The organism is Rhodobacter sp. SY28-1, assembly GCF_005222785.1.
GTDB lineage: Bacteria > Pseudomonadota > Alphaproteobacteria > Rhodobacterales > Rhodobacteraceae > Tabrizicola.
The window spans coordinates 34,921-48,997 of sequence record NZ_STGH01000002.1 but is presented as its reverse complement, the minus strand read 5'-3'; the positions used below and the strand labels follow the sequence as shown (position 1 = coordinate 48,997).

Here is a 14,077-nt window from a genome sequence, read left to right as displayed (position 1 = left end):
ATGACCTTCCGCCCGGAACACGAGCTGCACAAGCGCCGGTTCAGCCGCAACCTGGGGCTGGGCCTGACGCTGGCGGCCTTTGTGGCGCTGGTCTTTGCGCTGACCGTGGTCAAGGTCAAGCGCGGCGATCCGATGCAGGGCTTTGACCACAGCTATTCCCCCGCCATGCTGCCGAAGGAGGAGGCCCAGCCATGATCTTCCCGAAGCTGCAGGGCAAGAACCGGACCGCGGCGCAACTGGTGGCCGTGGTGGTGACCATGGGTTCGCTGTCCTTTGCGGCGGTGCCGTTCTACGACTGGTTCTGTCGCGTGACCGGCTATGGCGGCACGCCCCAGGTGGCCGAGACCGCTTCCGACACGATCCTGGACCAGACGGTGAAGGTCCGCTTCGACGCGTCGGTCGAGGCCGGAATGCCCTGGAGCTTCAAGCCGGTGGTCCGGTCGATGGAACTGCGGATCGGCGAGACGGGCCTTGCCTTTTACGAGGCGCACAACCCGACCGATCGGCCGATCGCGGGGACGGCCAGCTTCAACGTCTTCCCGGACACGGCAGGCGGCTATTTCACCAAGATCGAGTGTTTCTGCTTTACCGAACAGGTGCTGCAGCCGGGCGAGACGGTGCAGATGCCGGTGACGTTCTTCGTCGATCCGTCGGTCGTGGACGACCCGGATGCGGCATTTGTGCGTGAGATCACGCTCAGCTATACCTTCCACGAAACGCCGCTGCCGGAGGATCAGGCAGCACTGCAACCATCCGCCGCAGACGACGCAGCTGCGGTGAACTGAAGAGAAGAAACGAGGGGAAACCGGCCATGGCCCACGCGAAGAACCACGATTACCACGTTCTGCCACCGTCGATCTGGCCGCTTCTGGGCGCGGTAGCGGGCTTTGTGATGCTGTTCGGCTCGGTGCTGTGGATGCACGGCTCGGGCCCGTGGATGGGTCTGATCGGCCTCGCTGGGGTGCTGTATGTGATGTACGCCTGGTGGGCGGAAGTGGTGCATGAAAGCCAGGTCGGCGATCATACCCCGGTCGTGCGGCTGGGCCTGCGCTATGGCTTCATCCTTTTCATCATGTCGGAAGTGATGTTCTTCTCGGCCTGGTTCTGGACCTTCTTCAAGCACCGCATGTACCCGATGGGGCCGGACAGCCCGGCCATCGACGGCGTCTGGCCGCCGGCCGGGATCGAGACCTTCGACCCGTGGCATCTGCCCTTCATCAACACGCTGATCCTGCTTCTGTCGGGCTGCGCCGCCACCTGGGCGCACCATGCGCTGGTGCATGAGAACAACCGCAAGGACCTGAAGAATGGCCTGATCCTTGCCATCGCGCTGGGCGTCGTGTTCACGATCATGCAGGCTTACGAATATAGCCACGCGGCCTTCGGCTTTGCCGGCAACATCTACGGCGCCTCGTTCTTCATGGCGACGGGCTTCCACGGGTTCCACGTCATCATCGGGACGATCTTCCTGACCGTCTGCCTGATCCGCGTCTACAAGGGGCATTTCACCCCCGAAAAGCACGTCGGCTTCGAAGCCGCCGCCTGGTACTGGCACTTCGTCGACGTGGTCTGGCTGTTCCTGTTCGCCGCCGTCTACGTCTGGGGTCAGGGCTGATCCTTCGCCTTTGACAGGACAGCAGCGCGGGCCTTCGGGCCTGCGCTTTTCATTCCGGGGTATCCGATGCGCCGTTACGTCTTTCCGGTCCTGATGGGCATCGTCGGGGTCGCGATCCTGATGAGCCTTGGCTTCTGGCAGCTAAGACGGATGGAGGAGAAGCGGGTCTACCTCGACGAGATCGAGGCGAGGATCTCCAATGCGCCGATCCCGTTGCCCGCGGTGCCCGATGAGGGCCGCGACAAGTTCCAGGCAGTCGTTGCCGAGGGGACCTTCACCGGGGAATACCTGGAGGTGCTGGCGGGCCAGAAGGGTGCCAGCCCTGGCGTGATGGTGATCGAGGCCTTTGCCCTGCCGGACGGCCGACGGATCATGGTCCAGCGCGGCTTTGTCGAAGAGGAGGCGCGGTCTGTGCCGCGGCCGCCGCATGAGGCGAAGGTCGAGGGCAACTTGCATTGGCCGGACGACACAAGCAGCTCCACACCGCCGCCAGACGAGAAGACCGGCCTTTGGTTCGCCCGGGATGTTCCGGCGATGGCGGCAAAGCTGAAGACGGAACCGACACTGATCGTCGCCAGCGCACCGACCGGCGACGGGATCGCGCCGATGCCGGTGGACACGTCGGGAATACCCAACGACCATTGGGGCTATGCCATCCAGTGGTTTCTGCTGGCAGCGACCTGGGCGGGGATGACACTGTTCCTGCTCTGGCGTATCAGGGGCCGGAAGATCTGAAGGCGATACCGATGCAGTATATCTCGACCCGTGGTGCGGCGCCCGTCCTTGGCTTCGGCGAGGCGATGATGACCGGCCTTGCCCGAGACGGCGGGCTTTATGTGCCGGAAACGGTGCCGGTCCTGTCCAAGGCGGAATTCGCGGCGCTGGCGGGCGCGCCTTATGAGGAGGTCGCGTTCAAGGTGATGCGGCCCTATCTGGGCGGCTTCTTCACCGATGACGAGTTCCGTGGCCTGATCGCCAAGGCCTATCAGGGCTTCCACCACGCCGCCCGCGCGCCGATGGTGCAACTGGGGGCGAACCACTTCCTCTTGGAGCTGTTCCACGGGCCCACTTTGGCCTTCAAGGACTTCGCCATGCAGTTGATCGGCCAGATGATGCAGGCGGCGCTGGCCAAGACCGGGGAGCGGATCACCATCGTCGGCGCGACCTCAGGCGATACCGGGTCGGCGGCGATGGAGGCGTTCAGGGGGCTGGCGAATGTGGATGTGTTCATCCTGTTCCCGCACGGGCGTGTCAGCGATGTGCAGCGGCGGCAGATGACCACTCCGTCCGAGGCGAACGTCCATGCGCTGGCGATGGACGGCGACTTCGACGACTGCCAGGCGCAGGTCAAGGCGATGTTCAACGACTTTGCCTTCCGCGACGGGGTGCGGCTGGCGGGGGTGAACTCGATCAACTGGGCGCGGGTGCTGGCGCAGGTGGTCTATTATTTCTACGCCGGGACGGCGCTGGGTGCGCCGCACCGCGAGGTCAGCTTTACGGTCCCGACGGGCAATTTCGGCGACATCTTCGCGGGCTATATCGCGAAACGCATGGGTCTGCCGATCGACAAGCTGGTGATCGCGACGAACCAGAACGATATCTTGGACCGCGCCTTGCGGTCGGGAGACTATCGGACGAACGGGGTCAGGCCCTCGATCAGCCCGTCGATGGACATTCAGGTCTCCTCGAACTTTGAACGTGCGCTGTTTGACGCCTATGGCCGCGATGGCGCGGCGGTGGCGCAGTTGATGGGCGAACTGAAGGCTGGCGGGTTCAGGATCAGCCAGGGGGCGATCGAAAGCCTGCGCAGCACGTTTGCCTCGGGCCGCTGCGACGAGGACGAAACGCTCGCCGTGATTGCGCGGCACTGGAAGACGACGGGGGAACTCCTATGCCCGCATTCTGCCGTGGGCGTGAAGGTCGCCGAGGAGCATCTGGGCGGCGCGCCGATGATCACGCTGGCCACCGCGCATCCGGCGAAGTTCCCGGACGCCGTCCAGCGTGCGACCGGGATCAGGCCGGGCCTGCCACCGCACATCGCGGACCTCTTCGACAAACCGGAACGGATGTCCCGGGTGCCGAACGAACTGGCTGCGCTGCAGTCCCTGGTCCGCGAAAGGACCCGACACTGATGCAGAGACTGCACACGCTTTCGAACGGCTTCCGCATCGTCACTGAGGCGATGCCAGGGCTGCAATCCGCATCGGTCGGCCTGTGGGTCGAGGCGGGGGGGCGCCACGAGACGCCCGAACAGAACGGCATCGCGCACTTCCTGGAGCATATGGCGTTCAAGGGCACGCGGCGGCGGTCGGCCTTGCGGATCGCGGAAGAGATCGAGGATGTGGGCGGTTACATCAACGCCTACACCAGCCGCGAGATGACGGCGTACTACGCCCGCGTGTTGTCGGGCGACGTGGTGATGGCCTTGGATGTGATCGCGGACATCGTGCTGAACCCGGTGTTCCGCAAGGCCGACATCGAGACCGAGCGCCACGTCATCTTGCAAGAGATCGGCCAGGCGCTGGACACCCCTGACGACATCATCTTCGACTGGTTGCACGAAGTCAGCTACCCCGATCAGCCGTTCGGGCGCACGATCCTGGGGCCGGAAGAACGGGTCGCGTCGTTCCGCAAGGCAGATTTTGAGGGCTTCACTGGCGCGCACTACGGTCCCGACCAGATGATCCTGTCTGCGGCGGGTGGCGTGGAGCATGACGCCATCGTCGCTGCGGCAGAGCGCATCTTCGGCGGGCTGAAGCCGGTTGGTGCCTCGAAAGTTGAAGCCGCCCGATTCATCGGCGGCGAGCGGCGCGAGGTGAAGGATCTTGAACAGGTGCATTTCGCATTGCAGTTCGAAGCTCCAGGCTACCGCGACGACAAGGTCTACACGGCGCAGGTCTATGCGACGGCAATGGGCGGCGGCATGTCCTCGCGCCTGTTCCAGAAGATCCGCGAAGATAGGGGTCTGTGCTATTCAATTTATGCGCAGTCCGCGGCCTATGAAGATACCGGGCAGATCACGGTCTATGCGGGTACGTCGGAGGCTGAGATCGGTGAGTTGACTCAGCTGACGGTGGACGAGCTTAAGAGGGCGGCCGAGGACATGACCGAGGCCGAAGTCGCGCGCGCCCGGGCCCAGCTGCGCGCGGGCCTGTTGATGGGGCTGGAAAGCCCGTCGTCGCGGGCGGAACGCAATGCGCGGCTGCTGTCGATCTGGGGCCGGATTCCGGACGTGGCCGAGGCGGTGGCGAAGATCGACGCGGTCGATACCGCCGCGGTCCGGTCCTATGCGGGCGAGCTGACCGCGGCCCGGTCGGCCTTGGCGATCTATGGCCCGGTGGCGCAGGCGCCGGGCATCGACGACGTTCGCCGGGGTCTGGGCGCCTGATGCTGGGGCTGAAGCGTCGCGTCCGGGTCGAGACCGAGCGGATGACGCTGCGGCTGCCGGAACACGGCGACTGGCGGCAATGGTCCGAGGTGCGCGAGGCCTCGGCCGAGTTCCTGGTGAAATGGGAGCCAGTCTGGGCCAACGACCACCTGACGCGGCGGGCCTTCACCAACCGGGTCTACTGGGCGCAAAGGGCCGAGGCGCAGGGGACGGCGCTGCCGATGCTTCTCATCCGGCGCGAGGACCAGCAGCTTCTGGGCGCGCTGACGCTGGACAATATCCGGCGTGGCCCGTCGCAGACCGGGACCTTCGGCTACTGGATCGGCGAGCCCTTCGCCCGGCAGGGATACATGCGCGAGGCGCTGGTGGCGCTGACCCATCATGCTTTCACCCGGATGGACCTGTCCCGACTGGAGGCGGCCTGCCTGCCGGAGAACGTCGCCTCGCGCGGGGTGCTGGAGAAATGCGGCTTCAAGTATGAGGGCGTGGCGCAGAGCTATCTGCAGATCAACGGGCGCTGGCGCAATCATGTGCTGTACGCCAACCTGCGCGGCGACCGGCGCGGGCGGACCGACGTCGGCTGAGGTCGGGGCGGATGCTGAATCGAGCGCCTTGCGGCGCGCCCTTTTTCTCGCGGTCTTGCGTGAAGGACGCCAGACCGCTCGGGTTTGGCCTCTGGCGGGGATGTTTGGCGAAGGGAAAACCATGGGCGTCTGGGTTGCGCTGCTGCGCGGGGTGAACGTCTCGGGCGCGGGGAAGCTGCCGATGGTGGAGTTCCGGGCGATGCTGGCGGGCCTCGGGCTGGGGGCGGTGCGGACCTATATCCAGTCAGGCAATGCGGTGTTCGAGAGTGAGCGGCCTGCGGCGGAGCTGGAGGCAGCGATCCGGGACGCTGTGGCGGCGCGGTTCGGCTTTGCGCCGGAGACCTTCGTCATGACGGCAGAGGAGATCACTGCGGCACTGACCGACCATCCCTATGCCGGGGCCGATCCGAAGTTCGTCCATGCCTGTTTCCTGCGCGAGACACCTGCGCCGGACGACGCGGCTTTGCGGGCGCTTGCCCTGCCCGGGGACGGCTGGCACATCGGGCCATGCCGGTTCACGCTGCACACGCCGGGAGGCTATGGCACTTCGAAACTGGCAGAGCGCCTGCCGCGTCTCTTGCCGCAGCCGATGACTGCCCGCAATTTGCGCACGCTGGCCGCCCTGCAGGACATGATCGCGCATCCGTGATCGCTGAGCCGCGTGACGCAAGGGCAATCCGGGTTACCCTTTCTGCCAAACCGGAGGTGACCCATGCGCCTGCTTGCCGCCCTGTTCCTGCTTGCCACCCCGGCCTTAAGTCAAGAGCGCATTCCCTCACACTGCATCGCGGTCGCGGCGGGACAGCCAAGCGTGGTTCCGGTGGCGCTGGAGGAGGGGCTGGACGAGGACAGCGTCCTGATCCGCTATATCGACCACGCAAGCTTTGCCATCGTCACGGCGGACGGGACCGTGGCGGTCACCGACTACACCGGCTATCTCGGGACGGCGGACCTGGTGCCGGATGTCGTCACCATGAACAACGCCCATTCCACGCACTGGACCGCCGCCCCCGACCCGCGCATCCCGAATATTCTGCAAGGCTGGCCCGAAGGCGCGGGTCCGGCGCAGCACCGGCTGGACCTTGGGTCGATGCTGGTCCGCAATGTCACGACCGACACGCGGGGACCGTTCGGCGAAGGTGCGCGGCGGGATGGCAACTCGATCTTCATCTTCGAGGCCGGGGGCCTCTGCATCGGGCATCTGGGGCACCTGCACCAGATCCCCTCGGACGAGCAGTATGCCGTGATCGGGCGGCTGGATGTGGTGATGGTGCCGGTCGACGGCGGCTACACGATGCGGCTTGAGGATATGGCGGGGGTCGTGCGTCGGCTGCGGTCAAGCGTGGTGATCCCGATGCACTGGTTCAGCCAGGGCTCGCTGCAGACCTTCCTGTCCGAGATGTCGGCGGAATTCACCGTGGTCGAGACGGGCGGGGCGCAGATTGCGCTGTCGCTGGACGACCTGCCGTCGCAGCCGACGATCATGGTCCTGGAACCCGCCTATATCGACTGACCTCTGGTCCCTGTGCCGCGCACGCGGTAGGTGAGGGCAGGAGGCCGCCGATGCTGAACCCCTGCGATACCGATTTCGTCACCCGTCTGGCCGGAGACCTGCCCGAAGGGACGCTGTCATCGCCCGAGCCCCGGCATCTGGAAGAGCCGCGGGGTCGCTGGACGGGGCAGGCGGGGGTTCTGGCCCGGCCCCGGACCACGGGCGAGGTGGCGGCCATCGTCCGGGCCTGCGCGGCGGCACGGGTGGGCGTGGTGCCCTATGGCGGCGGCACCGGGCTTGTCGGCGGGCAGATCATGGTGCGGGGGGCCTCGCCGCTCTTGTTGTCGCTGGAGCGGATGAGTGCCTTGCGCGGGGTCTGGCCCGACGAGAATGCCATGGTGGTCGAAGCGGGCATGGTGCTGGCGGATGTGCAGGCCGAGGCAGAGAAGGTCGGTCGGCTGTTTCCCCTGTCGCTTGCCTCAGAGGGCAGTTGCCGGATCGGCGGCAACCTCGCCGCGAACGCCGGGGGGACGGCCGTCCTGCGCTATGGCAATGCGCGGGACCTGTGCCTGGGGCTGGAGGCGGTCCTGCCGGATGGCAGCATTTTCAACGGCTTGACCCGGCTTCGCAAGGACAATGCGGGCTATGATCTGCGCCACCTTCTGATCGGGTCCGAGGGCACGCTTGGCGTCATCACGGCGGCGAGCCTGAAGCTGTTCCCCCAGCCGGCAGCACGGGTCGTGGCGCTTTTGTCCGTGCCCTCGCCTGCAACGGCGCTTGAGCTTCTGGCTTTGTGCGGTGAGCGGGCTGCGGGGATGGTCTCGGCCTTCGAACTGATCCACCGGATGGGGATCGACTTCCTGGCGGAGACCGGGTTTGACCTGCGCGCGCCCTTTGATCCGGTGCCCGAGTGGCTGGTGCTTCTGGAACTGGAATTGCCGGTGGGGCTGGAGCCCGAGGTGACGATGGCCACGGTCTATGAAGCCGGGGCCGGAGCGGGGCTGGTGACGGATGGGGTGATCGCCACGTCCGAGGCGCAGGCGGCGGCGATCTGGGCGCTGCGCGAGACCATTCCCTTGGCCAACCGCAAGGTGGGGGCGGTGTCGAGCCACGACATCTCCTTGCCGCTGTCGGCGATCCCGGGGTTCATCGAGGAGGCGCCACGCACGATTGCCAGTCTGGGGGCGTTCCGGGTGAACTGCTTCGGGCACTTGGGTGACGGCAACCTGCACTGGAACGTCTTCCCCGAAACGGGGCACACGAAGGCAGAGCACGAGGGCGTGCGGGACGAGGTGAAGCGGGTGGTGCATGACCTGGTGCATGGCCTGGGCGGATCGGTCGCGGCGGAACACGGGGTGGGTCGGCTGAAGGTTTCCGACCTTGCGCGCTATGCGGACCCGGGGAAGCTGGCGGCGATGCGGGCGATCAAGGCGGCACTGGACCCTGCGGGTATCATGAACCCGGGGGCGGTGCTGGGCTGAAAGGGCAACTCCTCCAGCACGTCGTGCACGCGTCACAGAGCGGCGGACCTTGGATCAAGAGGCCGGGATCGAGACGCGAGGAGGGCACGACGCGATCGACGAGCGCCCGAAATCAAACATCCCCGCCGCAGGAAGCCTGCGACGGGGTGCTTTGGGGGGTGTGTGGATCACGCTGTGGGTAGCAGCGCGGCCAGGGTGGGTAGCCCTGACAAGCCAAGGTGTAGGGTGATTCTCTTTAAAGAAGGTTAACGAAGGCCCGCCACAGCGTCCGATCAATCGACTTCTGCGAGACTGCGGTCGCGGCTTTCCCTGGGGCCAGCTTTCCCGGTCGTCAGAGCCCCTCGAACGCGCAGAGCGCGTGGACGTCCATTCCCATCGCTTCCAGCTTTTTTCGGCCGCCGAGGTCGGGCAGGTCGACGACGAAGGCGCAGCCGACGACCTCGGCGCCCAGGCGCTCGATCAGGCGGATGCCGGCCTCGGCGGTGCCGCCGGTGGCGAGCAGATCATCGACCAGCAGGACCTTCTCGCCGGGCTGCATCGCGTCGTCGTGCACCTCGACCACGGCCTCGCCGTATTCCAGCTTGTAGGCCTGGGAAATGGTCTGGCCGGGCAGCTTGCCCTTCTTGCGGATCGGGACGAAGCCGGTGGACAGCTGGTGCGCGACCGCTCCGCCCAGGATGAAGCCGCGCGCCTCCAGCCCCGCGACCTTGTCGATCCGCATGCCCGCGTAGGGGGACAGAAGCTGGTCGACGCACATCCGGAAGCCCCGGGGGTCGGCGAAGAGGGTGGTCACATCTCGGAAGAGGATGCCCTCGTGCGGGAAGTCGACGATGGTGCGGATGTAGTCCTTGACGGTCTTTTTCATCTTCGGTCCTTCAAAGAACGCGGGCCGCGACGGAGTCGAGCTTGGCCAGCAGATCGGGGTCGCGTTTGTCCGGGGCGGTCATGATGGCGTGGGTCAGGGCGCGGTCGCAGCCGTGGGGGCAGGGTTGGCGGTCGGGGTCGAGGAGGGCGGGCAGGCGGGCGACGAGGCCACGGGCGGCGGCGGCGTTGGCGTGGACGACGGCGATCACCTGGGCCACGTCCACCGCGCCGTGGCTGTCGTGCCAGCAGTCGTAGTCGGTGACCATGGCGAGGGAGGCGTAGCAAAGCTCGGCCTCGCGGGCGAGGCGGGCCTCAGAGAAGCCGGTCATCCCGATCACGTCGGCACCCCAGGTGCGGTACATCCGGCTTTCGGCGCGGGTGGAGAACTGGGGGCCTTCCATCGACAGGTAGGTCGCCCCGGTATGGACGGTCAGGCCTCCGTCGCGGGCGGCCTGGACGGCGAGCTGTCCGAGGCGGGGGCAAGTCGGGTCGGCGAGGCTGACATGGGCGACGCAGCCGGGGCCGAAGAACGACGGGGGCCGCTGGGTGGTGCGGTCGATGTACTGGTCGACGAGGACGAAGTGGCCGGGTTCGAACTCCTCCCGCAAGGACCCCACGGCGGAGACAGCGAGGATGTCGGTGCAGCCGAGGCGCTTCAGGGCGTCGATGTTGGCGTGGTAGGGGACCGAGGTCGGGCTGTGGACGTGGCCGCGGCCGTGGCGGGGGAGGAAAGCGACAGGGAGGCCGTTAAGGCGACCGACCAGGACCTCATCGGAAGGCTTGCCCCAGGGGGTCTTGACCTTCACCCAGCTGGCCCCTTCCAGGCCGTCGATCTGGTAAACCCCCGATCCTCCGATCACGCCGAGCATGGTCTGCATGGGGTTGTCCTTCAGGTTGGCCGGGCGGGAGGATAGCGGGGTGCGCGGCATGTGTCCACGGTGGACAAACGCGGTGATGGCTGGAATTTCAAGGGGTTGCGATTTTCTGTTAGGGTGGTGTTAAGGATTCTCCTAGCGGGGTCCAAGGGGCAAAACTCTTCGAGAAGTTTTGCGGTACCCGGGCGCGACCTTCCGCCTAGGGGGCGGCGGTGTCGCAGCTCTCGCGGGCCAGGAAGGCGGCCAGGCTGCGGGCGGGGTCTTCGGGGAAGCAGTCCGGAGTGAGGATCAGGGCCTGCACCCGATCAAAGCGCCAGGTGCGGAAATCGGCGCGAAGCTCGCACCAGCCGGAGAACATCCAGCCCTCTGCCATCGCCCAGATCGCCAGGGGGTGCAGGCGGCGCGTCGAGGTCCGGGCCTGACCGTCGGTGTAGTCGATCTGCACGACGCGACGCTGGCGGATCGCGCGGCGGATGAGCCGGGCATGGACGGGCGCGCCCGTGGAGCGGCGGAGCGCGAAGAACGGGGCATCCGCCAGGCGGCGGGTCTCGGGGCGCGGGAGCGCGGCTTGCAGCTTGGCCCGAGCCTCATGCGCGGCGAGGGAGAGGTCGGGATCGTCGAGGCTTGCGGCGATGGCGAGGCCCAGGGCCAACGCCTCGATCTGGTCGTGGGTGAAGGTCATGGCGGGCAGGTCAAAGCCGGGCTGGAGGAGATAGCCGACCCCGGCCTCGCCGTCGATCGGCAGGCCCGAGGCCTGCAGATGCGCGATGTCGCGGTAGATTGTGCGGGGGCTGACTTCCAAGGTTCGGGCAAGGTCGTCGGCCCGGGTGACGTGCCGGGTGCGAAGTTCATCGACCAGTCGGAACAGCCGTTCGGCGCGGCGCATCGTGGGGCCTTCGCGGTGATGGGGCGCAGGCATCTGGGATAGCACGGGGCGGGCGCGGCTGTCTGCACCGGATGCGGGCCGCCGCGCCGGAGCCTCGGTCAGGCGGCAGCGGTTGCCTCGATCTCGATCATCAGGGGTGGGATCGCGAGGCGGGTCACGCCGACCAGGGTCATCGGCGGCATGGCACCGGCAGCGCCTAGCCTTTGGCCCAGAAGGTCGAAGTTGCGCAGTGCAGCGTCGACGTCAGTGGCGAACACCTGCAGACGGGTCAGGTTGGCGAGGCGCATGTCGGCGGCCAGCAGCACGGCTTCAAGGTTGTCGAGCGTCAGCGCCAGTTGCGCTCGCATGTCCCCTGCGTGCTGCGGCGTGCCGGTCGCGTCGACGGCGGTCTGCCCAGCGATTGTCAGGTGGCGGGTCGCGCCGGTGATGACTTCGCCCTGATGGTAGCCAAGCGGCAGGGACCAGGGCCAGGGATTGATCGGGGTGCGTTGCATGGGACCTCCTGCGGTATGTCACGGGGGTCTAGCAGCGGGCTCCTGACAGCCTCGTGTCAGGAGAGTTGTGCGACTTGCGCTTCAGGCAGCTCGTCGTGCGCCTTCGCCTTCTCGTGGCGGACGAGGAGAAGCGATGTGCACGACGAGCGGTCAGGCGCGGCGGAGTTTCAGGTGGTCCAGCCCCCAGACGGCTAGCCCAACCACCAGCCCCCAGAAGGCCGCGCCGATGCCGAAGGCGGCGATCCCTGAGGCGGTGACGACTACGGTCAACGCGGCGGGCAGGCGTTGGTCGGCATGCGCGAAGGCCCCCGTCAGGGCGCCGGTGAGGGGCGACAGAAGCGCGAGGGCGACGAGGGTGGCGACGACCTCGGTCGGGAGAGCGGCGATCAGGTCGAGGACGGTGGGGCTGAGGAGGCCGAGGATCAGCCAGGCGGCGGCGTAGTACAGGCCGACGATCCAGCGACGGTCTTTCTCGGGGTGGACATCGGGGCCAAGGCAGATCGCGGCGGTGATCGCGGCCATCGAGACGGTATGCGCGCCGAAGAAGGCGGTGACGGTCGAGATGATCCCGGTAGTTGTCAGGGCGGCAGAGACGGGCGGCTCATAGCCTGCGGCGCGGACGGTCGCGAAGCCGGGCAGGTTCTGCGAGGCCATGGTCACGAGGTAGAGCGGCAGGCCGAGGCCGAGGACGACCGAGAGGCGGAAGGAAGGAAGGACGGGCTCCAGCACCGGGGCGGCGAGCTGCAGGGTGGTCAGGTCGGACCCTGTGGCGAGCGCCAGAAGGATCCCGGTCGCGAAAGCGGCGAGGACGGCGAAGGCGGGGTTCCAGAGCCGGACGATCAGGAACACGCCGACCATCGGCAGGACCAGCGCGGGCAGGCCTTGCGCGGCGGTGGCGCCCTTCAGGCAGAAGGGCAAAAGGACCCCGCCCAGCATGGCGGCGGCGATGCCATCGGGGATGCGGGCGACGAGGGCGCCCAGCGGGCGGATGAGGCCGGTGGCGGCGATCAGGAGGCCCGCGACGACGAAGGCACCGACGCCCTCGGCGAAGGAGATGCCCGAGGTGGCGGCGATGAGGGCTGCTCCGGGCGTGGACCAGGCGAGGACCACGGGGACCTTTGCGAGCCAGGAGAGGAAAGCCGAGCCGATCGCCTTGCCGATACAGATCGCCAGAAGCCAGCTGGCGGTCTGGGCGGGCGTCGCCCCCAGTGCGGTTGCGGCGGCCAGAAGGATCGCGACCGAGGAGGCGTAGCCGACAAGGGCGGCCACGGTTGCGGCCGAAATGACTGAAAGGCGCATCCTGTCCCTTGCTGCTGCTCGTCGCGCTGACCGCGGGACTATTTCGCGGTGGGGCAGGGGCTGCAAGGGGAGAAAGGCGGCGGCTCCCAGGGAGGAGGAGAGGGAGCCGCCGCAAGACACGAGGTCCCGGGAGGAGGTTGGGACGCCCGATCACGGGTCGGGCCTTCTCGGCCCGGAATGGGGGCGGCGGTGCCAGGGAGGAGGGAGGCACCGCCGCGATCCTTGGGCCCCAGGGAGGAGGAGGGGGGCCTTCGGGAGAAGTGGCGCGGAGGGGCCAGGGAGGAGGAGAGGCCCCGCCGCGCAGACCAGATAACCCGGGAGGAGGGTAGGTCACCCGATAGGTTTGGGGCGGTCACGCCCCGGAATGGGGGCGGCGATGACCTCGGGAGGAGGAGAGGCATCGCCGCGATCCTTGGGCCCCAGGGAGGAGGAGGGGGCCTTCGGGAGAAGTGGCGCGGTGGGACCAGGGAGGAGGAGAGGTCCCGCCGCGCAGACCAGGTGACCCGGGAGGAGGGTGAGTCACCAGGCTCGGTTTGGGGCTGTTCGGCCCCGGATGGGGGCGGCGGTGTCCAGGGAGGAGGACGGACACCGCCGCATATCGTTTCGGTCCCAGGGAGGAGGAGGGGACCTCACGAATTCTTACTTGCCGTAGGCGGCCTCATGCGCGATCTCGGTGATCCCGAGGCGGCTGATGCCGAGATCGGCAAGCTCGCGGTCGGTGAGCGCATTCAGTTCGGCCACGGTGCGCAGGTAGGTCCGGCGCTGGGCAATTGCCGTCAGGACGGCGTCACGGAGCACGACCAGGCGGTCGGCGAAACCCTTGCGGGCGATGGAGGAGCTGTTCACATATGCCATGTCACTCAAGCCTCTTTGGTTCGGTCAGCAACGTTCTGTCGCGCTGTTAGGGGTAACATGGGCCACATGCTGCAGATGCACAATACCGGGCCTCGGCAATGCTGCCATGCAGCAACTGCATGGCTGAGGTCACGGAAATGTCATGATTTACCAAGGTCTTCGCCGATTTTTTGAGCAACTGGTCAACGGACCTTGCCCTTCGGCTGAAACGCTACGACCTTAGTGCAAATCTTCAGCGGAGTTG

The 14,077-nt window shown here is 67.0% G+C and carries 16 protein-coding genes; 10 read left to right on the top strand and 6 right to left on the bottom strand.

The features are described 5' to 3' along the window. The 10 genes from E8M84_RS09240 (at position 1) to E8M84_RS09195 (ending at position 8,560) form a co-directional block, all read left to right on the top strand. The gene (locus E8M84_RS09240) at positions 1-195 is read left to right on the top strand and encodes a hypothetical protein (RefSeq protein ID WP_137110932.1); all 195 of its coding nucleotides are present in this window, start codon (positions 1-3) and stop codon (positions 193-195) included. Next, complete coding sequence (locus tag E8M84_RS09235) at positions 192-785, top strand: cytochrome c oxidase assembly protein (RefSeq protein ID WP_137110931.1); 594 nt, start codon at positions 192-194, stop codon at positions 783-785. Before E8M84_RS09240 ends, E8M84_RS09235 begins: the two co-directional genes overlap by 4 nt. Positions 786-811: 26 nt before the next feature. Beyond that, complete coding sequence (locus tag E8M84_RS09230; protein WP_137110930.1) at positions 812-1,615, top strand: cytochrome c oxidase subunit 3; 804 nt, start codon at positions 812-814, stop codon at positions 1,613-1,615. 66 nt (positions 1,616-1,681) lie between these two features. After that, on the top strand, positions 1,682-2,350 hold the full coding sequence (locus E8M84_RS09225; RefSeq protein WP_137110929.1) for an SURF1 family protein: 669 nt from the start codon (positions 1,682-1,684) through the stop codon (positions 2,348-2,350). A gap of 11 nt (positions 2,351-2,361) precedes the next feature. Further along, on the top strand, positions 2,362-3,747 hold the full coding sequence (thrC, locus tag E8M84_RS09220; RefSeq protein ID WP_137110928.1) for a threonine synthase: 1,386 nt from the start codon (positions 2,362-2,364) through the stop codon (positions 3,745-3,747). Continuing rightward, on the top strand, positions 3,747-5,003 hold the full coding sequence (locus E8M84_RS09215; protein ID WP_137110927.1) for a pitrilysin family protein: 1,257 nt from the start codon (positions 3,747-3,749) through the stop codon (positions 5,001-5,003). The genes thrC and E8M84_RS09215 overlap by 1 nt, the downstream gene beginning before the upstream one ends. Next, entirely contained in the window at positions 5,003-5,587 is a 585-nt protein-coding gene (locus E8M84_RS09210; protein WP_137110926.1) for a GNAT family N-acetyltransferase, read from the top strand. Before E8M84_RS09215 ends, E8M84_RS09210 begins: the two co-directional genes overlap by 1 nt. A gap of 121 nt (positions 5,588-5,708) precedes the next feature. Further along, positions 5,709-6,236: a DUF1697 domain-containing protein gene (locus tag E8M84_RS09205; RefSeq protein ID WP_170971896.1), complete on the top strand. Its 528-nt coding sequence runs from the start codon at positions 5,709-5,711 to the stop codon at positions 6,234-6,236. Positions 6,237-6,299: 63 nt separating this feature from the next. Beyond that, positions 6,300-7,100, top strand: a complete 801-nt coding sequence (locus E8M84_RS09200; protein ID WP_137110924.1) for an MBL fold metallo-hydrolase — start codon at positions 6,300-6,302, stop codon at positions 7,098-7,100. 50 nt (positions 7,101-7,150) lie between these two features. Beyond that, positions 7,151-8,560, top strand: coding sequence for an FAD-binding oxidoreductase (locus E8M84_RS09195; RefSeq protein WP_137110923.1), 1,410 nt, complete (start codon positions 7,151-7,153; stop codon positions 8,558-8,560). 331 nt (positions 8,561-8,891) lie between these two features. Here E8M84_RS09195 and E8M84_RS09190 read toward each other — a convergent pair whose 3' ends face one another. The 6 genes from E8M84_RS09190 to E8M84_RS09165 form a co-directional block, all read right to left on the bottom strand. Further along, complete coding sequence (locus tag E8M84_RS09190) at positions 8,892-9,425, bottom strand: adenine phosphoribosyltransferase (RefSeq protein ID WP_137110922.1); 534 nt, start codon at positions 9,423-9,425, stop codon at positions 8,892-8,894. Between the two features lie 10 nt (positions 9,426-9,435). Further along, a complete protein-coding gene (locus E8M84_RS09185; protein WP_137111796.1) occupies positions 9,436-10,302 on the bottom strand; it encodes an S-methyl-5'-thioadenosine phosphorylase in 867 nt (288 codons plus the stop codon). Positions 10,303-10,498: 196 nt separating this feature from the next. Next, complete coding sequence (locus E8M84_RS09180; protein WP_240790338.1) at positions 10,499-11,218, bottom strand: YafY family protein; 720 nt, start codon at positions 11,216-11,218, stop codon at positions 10,499-10,501. A 65-nt stretch (positions 11,219-11,283) separates the two neighbouring features. Then, positions 11,284-11,679: a RidA family protein gene (locus tag E8M84_RS09175; RefSeq protein ID WP_137110921.1), complete on the bottom strand. Its 396-nt coding sequence runs from the start codon at positions 11,677-11,679 to the stop codon at positions 11,284-11,286. A gap of 150 nt (positions 11,680-11,829) precedes the next feature. Further along, positions 11,830-12,978: a benzoate/H(+) symporter BenE family transporter gene (locus E8M84_RS09170; protein WP_137110920.1), complete on the bottom strand. Its 1,149-nt coding sequence runs from the start codon at positions 12,976-12,978 to the stop codon at positions 11,830-11,832. Between the two features lie 639 nt (positions 12,979-13,617). After that, positions 13,618-13,833, bottom strand: a complete 216-nt coding sequence (locus tag E8M84_RS09165) for a DUF1127 domain-containing protein (protein WP_137110919.1) — start codon at positions 13,831-13,833, stop codon at positions 13,618-13,620. Positions 13,834-14,077 lie beyond the last annotated feature (244 nt).

What these genes read in the sequence shown, in the direction of transcription:
- E8M84_RS09230 (WP_137110930.1), top strand. Translation starts at nt 812, where the DNA reads ATGGCCCACGCGAAGAACCACGATTACCACGTTCTGCCACCGTCGATC.
- E8M84_RS09190 (WP_137110922.1), bottom strand. Translation starts at nt 9,425, where the DNA reads ATGAAAAAGACCGTCAAGGACTACATCCGCACCATCGTCGACTTCCCG.
- E8M84_RS09235 (WP_137110931.1), top strand. Translation starts at nt 192, where the DNA reads ATGATCTTCCCGAAGCTGCAGGGCAAGAACCGGACCGCGGCGCAACTG.
- E8M84_RS09225 (WP_137110929.1), top strand. Translation starts at nt 1,682, where the DNA reads ATGCGCCGTTACGTCTTTCCGGTCCTGATGGGCATCGTCGGGGTCGCG.
- thrC (WP_137110928.1), top strand. Translation starts at nt 2,362, where the DNA reads ATGCAGTATATCTCGACCCGTGGTGCGGCGCCCGTCCTTGGCTTCGGC.
- E8M84_RS09215 (WP_137110927.1), top strand. Translation starts at nt 3,747, where the DNA reads ATGCAGAGACTGCACACGCTTTCGAACGGCTTCCGCATCGTCACTGAG.
- E8M84_RS09165 (WP_137110919.1), bottom strand. Translation starts at nt 13,833, where the DNA reads ATGGCATATGTGAACAGCTCCTCCATCGCCCGCAAGGGTTTCGCCGAC.
- E8M84_RS09205 (WP_170971896.1), top strand. Translation starts at nt 5,709, where the DNA reads ATGGGCGTCTGGGTTGCGCTGCTGCGCGGGGTGAACGTCTCGGGCGCG.
- E8M84_RS09175 (WP_137110921.1), bottom strand. Translation starts at nt 11,679, where the DNA reads ATGCAACGCACCCCGATCAATCCCTGGCCCTGGTCCCTGCCGCTTGGC.
- E8M84_RS09185 (WP_137111796.1), bottom strand. Translation starts at nt 10,302, where the DNA reads ATGCAGACCATGCTCGGCGTGATCGGAGGATCGGGGGTTTACCAGATC.
- E8M84_RS09240 (WP_137110932.1), top strand. Translation starts at nt 1, where the DNA reads ATGACCTTCCGCCCGGAACACGAGCTGCACAAGCGCCGGTTCAGCCGC.
- E8M84_RS09200 (WP_137110924.1), top strand. Translation starts at nt 6,300, where the DNA reads ATGCGCCTGCTTGCCGCCCTGTTCCTGCTTGCCACCCCGGCCTTAAGT.
- E8M84_RS09170 (WP_137110920.1), bottom strand. Translation starts at nt 12,978, where the DNA reads ATGCGCCTTTCAGTCATTTCGGCCGCAACCGTGGCCGCCCTTGTCGGC.
- E8M84_RS09180 (WP_240790338.1), bottom strand. Translation starts at nt 11,218, where the DNA reads ATGCCTGCGCCCCATCACCGCGAAGGCCCCACGATGCGCCGCGCCGAA.
- E8M84_RS09195 (WP_137110923.1), top strand. Translation starts at nt 7,151, where the DNA reads ATGCTGAACCCCTGCGATACCGATTTCGTCACCCGTCTGGCCGGAGAC.
- E8M84_RS09210 (WP_137110926.1), top strand. Translation starts at nt 5,003, where the DNA reads ATGCTGGGGCTGAAGCGTCGCGTCCGGGTCGAGACCGAGCGGATGACG.